Below are 6,153 nucleotides of genomic sequence, written 5' to 3'. Positions count from 1 at the left end.
TAAAGAAGAAGATTCCCGTTTAGGAGACTTTATCGAAGCGGATGGGGAAACCCCAGAAGATGAAGTTTCTAAAAATTTATTACGCGAGGATTTAGAAAACGTCCTCGATACCCTTAGTCCTCGCGAACGCGATGTGCTGCGGCTGCGCTACGGTTTAGATGACGGCCGGATGAAAACACTCGAAGAAATCGGCCAGATTTTCAACGTCACTCGCGAGCGCATTCGTCAAATAGAAGCCAAGGCCCTGCGGAAACTGCGTCACCCTAACCGTAATAGTATCCTCAAAGAGTACATTCGTTAATTTCCCGTCCTTAAAAAACTGGAAACTGAGTCTCCTTGAGGCTCAGTTTTATTGTTATCTACACCTACCTCGACGGCTGCACCTCAATTTGGTCGAAATATCCATATTATATTTTGGGCGCACGCGATGCGCCACTAGCACGGATAGGTGAACTTGATTACTGCCGATTAATTCCCCCTCAACTCGATAGAAAGTCCCGTATTCGTTGGTAAGATATTCGATAGCGGGATTGACGAGGGTAAAACCAGCAGGATAACTGCTATACTATATTTATAGTTCACTGAGAGAATAGAAATGGATCACAATTGCGATGCTTGCGATTCTAAAATCGAAGATATTCCAGAGTTTATTCGTCAAAACCTCATTGTCGTAACACTTATATGGACAGACAGCTGTAAGGCAATTAAAGAATTAAAAGACAATGATTACAACAAACACCTGATTTTGATCATAACAGATTTAGAAGAAGAAATTTTAGAAAATCGAGAAATATTTTCAAAAAATCAATTTGCCAAAAATTATTTTACTACACAGATTAAACAATATTTAGAAGGCACAAAAAAATCTGCTGGGGAGCCATCGGCTAAGAGTTTATGGGCAAAACCAATATCTACTCAGTTGAAATTTATTTTAGAAGCTTTAAATTCAGCATCAGATTCTAAAAAATTTGAATTAAAAGACATATTATATTTTGTTGAAATAATACAAAGAGAGATAATTTCAGTAGAAAGTCTTGAAGGTTTACTTAATTTACTTATTACAGAAATCCTCAAAGAAGAAATGAATCGAGAGGAATTAAAATTTATCGTTAACACTATTATAATAATGTTTATTGAGCGAGGATACTATGTTAAAACTCTAGAATATTTATTACATAAACAATTATCTTTGTTTCAAGATCATTGGAACCGTATAAGTACAAGTACAGATGGATTGTATTTATACGGTGGACTCATATATGGATCACCCAAATATAACGAGGAAGTTTATTCTGAAAACGAAGACTATAAAATTGCCCTCAAGCAATATTATGACTCTTTGGGGCTTAAAGATAGGATTTTTCTGATGAAAAAAATTTATGTCGAACCACCTAAAAAGTATAAGGTTATTTTTAAACTTTCTAATTTTGCTCTAGCCAATTCTCAATCATTAAAAATAGGTAACGTTTATTTTTATATTCCGAAAATTCATGGAAAAATAACAATTCAAGACGACAGATACAGATACAGAGATGAAAGTTCTGATCTTGTTCAGTTTGAAAAAAGAATACAGGAATTTGAAGTGATGTCCGAGAGTATTTATTATGTTGCTGTTGACATAGAAGGAAATGATTTTTATTCAATGAAGGATCAAGCGGATCAAGCGATAAGAACAGTAGAGATGGCTGTGTATGTCTTCCTAAAAAAGGATACTCTCATGAAAAAGACAAATAACAACGAAATACAAATAATATCAAATAATTACATTATCTGTAACGATCTAGGTGAGGGTGCTTTTTTTGAGCATTCTTATATATCGAATAAAGGATTTGATAGTCCTAATAATATTTATACTGACAGAATTGGTCATTGGCTTTCTTCTAAAAACTCACTTAATAAAAGCGTTGAAACATGGTTAAATGCCTTTAAACAATATCGTAAATCTGTTGAGTCAGTACAAAGTTCCGACGTGCTTCTATATTCTTGGTATTCCCTTGAGCCTTTTATCAATAAATCGGAAAAAATTACTGTGAGGCTTCCGAGGGAATTTGATAAACCTGTTTTTGAAGAATGGTACAATGCGAACAATATCTCAGTCCTACAATTATTGCTCGCTATTGTTACCATTAAATCCCATCTTTTTGATCTCCTAATTACTTTTGCGGATAATTTAGCGAGAAAAGGCTTTCCAGGGGATAGATTCTCCGTATCTGATGAAATTTTAAATATATTTTTTATTAGTAAAAAAGATAACGGATGTATTGAGATGAACCTAAGTAAGTTTGTTGAAAACTTTCAATTAATTTTTGATGATTTTGAGCAGAAAAATAGTCAATTCGATAAATATATAAGTGAGATTCGTGGTCGTTTTATTGATCACACAACTTGCTTGAATAAAATAAAACAAGCAATAATCGATGTCAAAAATGATGTGTATAATATCTATCGCATTAGAAATATGCTAGTTCATAGTAGTAACACAAAAAGTAAGCTTTTAGAATATTATTCAAAAAGAAATAAGGAATACAGCTTAAGACTTATTTTAGAAATCAGAAAACATTTATTTAAAACCGAGAGTGATACTGAAATACAGCCGATAGATACTTATTTTACAAGGACGATAATTGATGCTAACGTGGCATTTGAAGCAGTAGTCAATAATGATATGGATAAATTCAGAAAATGGATAATACAATAGGAAATTCTACGACAAGTAGCCGCAAAAATTGATAATATCGGGGGTAGAACTGAAAAAAGCAATTTAGCCGCCGCTACAGCAATTCTGGCGGGGTTAGTATTAAGTAAGGAAATCATCGGAAGCTTATTAAGGGAAGAAATTATGCGCGAATCAGTTATTTATCAGGATATCCGGGAAAGTGGAAAAGCACAAGGAAGAGAGGAAGGAAGACGAGAAGAAGCGGTTTCTTTGATTCTACGGCTACTTAACCGTCGTTTAGGTGAAATATCGTCGACTTTAGGCCAACAAATCCGAGAACTATCTCTAGAACAATTAGAAACTTTAGGAGAAGCGCTGCTCGATTTTACCAGCTTGACAGATCTGACCACTTGGTTATTGGAGATAGAAAATTAAATCCCCAGAAGATGTCTGCTCGTCCTGCGTTAAATTTTTAAATACTGGCTTTTTTTGTATTGATTTAACCATGGCTACCAGCGATATTCCCCATTCTACTCACTCATCCCCAAAACCCCTGCCAAAACTGGGACTTTTCACCATGTTTCGCTTAGGACTCTTTCAGATGGGACTAGGTATTATGTCTCTGCTGACTTTGGGGGTTCTCAATCGGATTATGATCGATGAGTTAAAAGTTTTACCCTTTCTCGCCGCAGCTGCGATCGCTATGCACCAGTTTGTTAGTCCAGCACGCATCTGGTTTGGGCAAAGATCCGACGGTAAAACTATTTTAGGTCATCATCGCAGCGGTTATGTCTGGATTGGGGCGGCAGTTTTTACCGCTTTAGCTTTTATTGCTTTGCAGGTAGTCTGGCAATTGGGACTTAGTATTCAAACTTCGGGATGGAATACCATTTCCTACGCTTGGATTGCCCTCTTAGCCTTAATTTTCGCCCTCTACGGACTCGCTTTAAGCGCCAGTTCCACCCCTTTTGCTGCCCTCTTGGTGGATGTGTCCGATGAAGATAATCGATCGCAATTAGTTGCTATAGTTTGGTCAATGCTGATGGTGGGAATTGTCGTCGGGGCGATCGTTAGTTCTCGTTTGCTGGATACTCCCAATATCTGCGGTACAAATATTTTGACCTATGATCCGACTCAATCAGCCCCTATAGCCAATATTCCGCAACTACAGGCGACAATTAACCCCGTGTTCACGATTATGCCCGCTATCGTTTTTGGTCTTTGTATTTTAGCGACTTTTGGCGTAGAAAAAAAATATTCTCGTTTTAGTAGTCGGTCCACTCTCGTGCAAAGAGAGGATCAAATTACCTTTAAAGATGCGTTACAGGTTCTCACCGCTAGTCGGCAAACCGGTTTATTTTTCACCTTTCTGCTGATGATGACTTTGAGTTTATTTATGCAGGATGCAATTATGGAACCGTTTGGGGGCGAGGTTTTTGGGATGTGTATCGCCCAAACCACCCAATTAAACGCTTTTTGGGGAACCGGAACCCTTTTTGGTATTGCCGCCACGGGATTTATGCTCATTCCCCGCATCGGTAAACAAAAAACCACTAAATATGGCTGTATTTTTGCAACAATTTGTTTTATTCTCTTGATTTTTGCCGGCTTTTCTGCTAATCAAAGTTTATTAAAATCAAGCTTGCTCTTTTTCGGTTTAGCTTCGGGAATGATTACCGCCGGGGCTACCAGTTTAATGTTAGATTTAACCGCAGCCGAAACCGCAGGAACTTTTATCGGCGCTTGGGGATTATCCCAAGCGATCGCCCGGGGATTAGCCACGGTTTTAGGCGGTACGATTTTAAATATCGGTAAAGTTGTCTTTTCTAGCCCGGTTTTAGCCTATGGCTTAGTTTTCCTTGTGCAAGCACTGGGAATGATCCTAGCAGTTTGGTTATTAAGTCGCGTCGATGTCAAGGAATTTAAGGAAAATGCCCGAGCAGCGATCGCAACGGTAATGAAAGGAGAGATCGACTAGCAAAAGCAAGCAAAAGTGAGATAACAGGAGAATTAGCCCGATCGGGGGAAGTTGGTTAGCAGCTTTTTTCCTATCCTAAAAGTAGAGAGGAAAACGAAAGAGGAGGCGAAAAAGATGAAAAGGACTTTAATGATTGTTCTAGGTTCCCTAGCCTCCTTACTGCTGATTAACCCCGTCGGTGCGGAAAATCCCCAACAGGTACAAGAGTTATTGAATACGCGGGAATGTCCGGGCTGTGATCTCCGTGGTGCAGATTTAAGAGGGGCGCATCTAATCGGTGCCGATTTGAGAAAAGCGAATTTACAGGGAGCTAATCTGGAGGAAGCTAACTTAGAGGGCGCAGATTTGACCGATGCTAACCTAGAAGGCGCAAATTTAACCGCAGCTTTTCTGACTAATGCCAGTTTGAATCAAGCTGATCTCGATGGAGTCAATTTCACCAGCGCGGTGATTTATGATGCTGATGTGACGGGTGCATCAATGGAGAGAATTAACTTGACAAATGCTCAGATTTATGGTACTGGTATCGCTGTGGGTGGTGAAAGTCCTTAGATGTTCTTGTCCTCAAAATATAGTTAATTTTGTAACAGATGCGAGTGTCGCGTCTGTTTTTTTATACACTTTTACTAAATAGTTTGAGTTATAAAATAACAGGCATGACTCAACTCACACCGCGCCCTAGTGTCTTAATTGTCGATGATTTGCCCAATAATGTGCGGCTATTGTCGATTATGCTCACCGAGAAGGGATATCAGGTACGGAAAGCGATTAATGGACAGATGGCCCTGAATACAGTGCGATCGCTAATTCCCGATCTGATTCTCCTTGATATTAATATGCCCGATCTCAATGGTTATCAAGTTTGTGAACAGTTAAAAGCTGATGAAAAAACCAGAGAAATTCCCGTGATTTTTATCAGCGCTCTTGATGATGTCTTCGATAAAGTCAAAGCTTTTCAAGTGGGAGGTGTTGATTATATTTCTAAACCTTTTCAAGGGGAAGAAGTCATGGCCCGCATTGAAAATCAATTAACTATTTGCCGTCAAAAAAAACAACTACAAAACGAAATTAAAGAACGTCAAAAAACTGAGGAAACTTTAGAAATTTATCTTCATGCTGTCTCTCACGATCTCCGCAATCCCGTGATCGGGATGTTAATGATCTTAAATAATTTAATTAAAAATTCTCAGGGAGAAACTAAAGAAGTATCCCGGAAGATTTTACAACAGATGGCCGACAGTTGCGATCGACAATTAACTTTAATTGATTCTCTTGTCGAAACCCGACAAAATGATCTTTGGGGAGTTTCCCTAGAACTAAATCCTTTATCTCTCTACGAAATTGGTCAACAGATCGGTCAGGAATGGGAGTTAAGATTAAAGGAAAATCAAGCAACTTTAATTAATAATTTTTCCCCCGATTTACCCTTAGTTAATGCCGATGCTCACCATCTCTGGCGAGTTTTTGAGAATTTATTAGCCAATGCCCTTAAACACAATCCCCAGGGGATAATTATCAC

At 38.3% G+C, this 6,153-nt stretch carries 5 protein-coding genes and 1 pseudogene; all 6 read left to right on the top strand.

The window, feature by feature from the left end:
- Positions 1-301: sigma-70 family RNA polymerase sigma factor (locus PX484_RS00335; protein ID WP_288102631.1), on the top strand; the 301-nt coding region annotated here is incomplete at its 5' end.
- Between the two features lie 294 nt (positions 302-595).
- Positions 596-2,698, top strand: a complete 2,103-nt coding sequence (locus tag PX484_RS00330; RefSeq protein WP_287765172.1) for a hypothetical protein — start codon at positions 596-598, stop codon at positions 2,696-2,698.
- Positions 2,699-3,091: pseudogene (locus PX484_RS00325) on the top strand (DUF4351 domain-containing protein); the annotation flags it as partial.
- 70 nt (positions 3,092-3,161) lie between these two features.
- Positions 3,162-4,634 (top strand): BCD family MFS transporter, encoded by a 1,473-nt coding sequence (locus tag PX484_RS00320; protein WP_002803912.1) that lies wholly within the window; start codon positions 3,162-3,164, stop codon positions 4,632-4,634.
- Positions 4,635-4,748: 114 nt separating this feature from the next.
- Positions 4,749-5,186: a pentapeptide repeat-containing protein gene (locus tag PX484_RS00315; protein ID WP_002803909.1), complete on the top strand. Its 438-nt coding sequence runs from the start codon at positions 4,749-4,751 to the stop codon at positions 5,184-5,186.
- A 104-nt stretch (positions 5,187-5,290) separates the two neighbouring features.
- Positions 5,291-6,153, top strand: an 863-nt coding sequence (locus PX484_RS00310; protein ID WP_288102630.1) for a hybrid sensor histidine kinase/response regulator, incomplete at its 3' end; no start/stop codon positions are given.

Source organism: Microcystis sp. M49636_WE2 (genome assembly GCF_030065375.1).
Taxonomy (GTDB): Bacteria; Cyanobacteriota; Cyanobacteriia; order Cyanobacteriales; family Microcystaceae; genus Microcystis; species Microcystis aeruginosa_C.
This window is presented reverse-complemented; position numbering and strand designations above follow the sequence as displayed.

Coding starts and splice junctions, on each gene's coding strand:
- PX484_RS00315 (WP_002803909.1), top strand. CDS start 4,749: ATGAAAAGGACTTTAATGATTGTTCTAGGTTCCCTAGCCTCCTTACTG.
- PX484_RS00320 (WP_002803912.1), top strand. CDS start 3,162: ATGGCTACCAGCGATATTCCCCATTCTACTCACTCATCCCCAAAACCC.
- PX484_RS00330 (WP_287765172.1), top strand. CDS start 596: ATGGATCACAATTGCGATGCTTGCGATTCTAAAATCGAAGATATTCCA.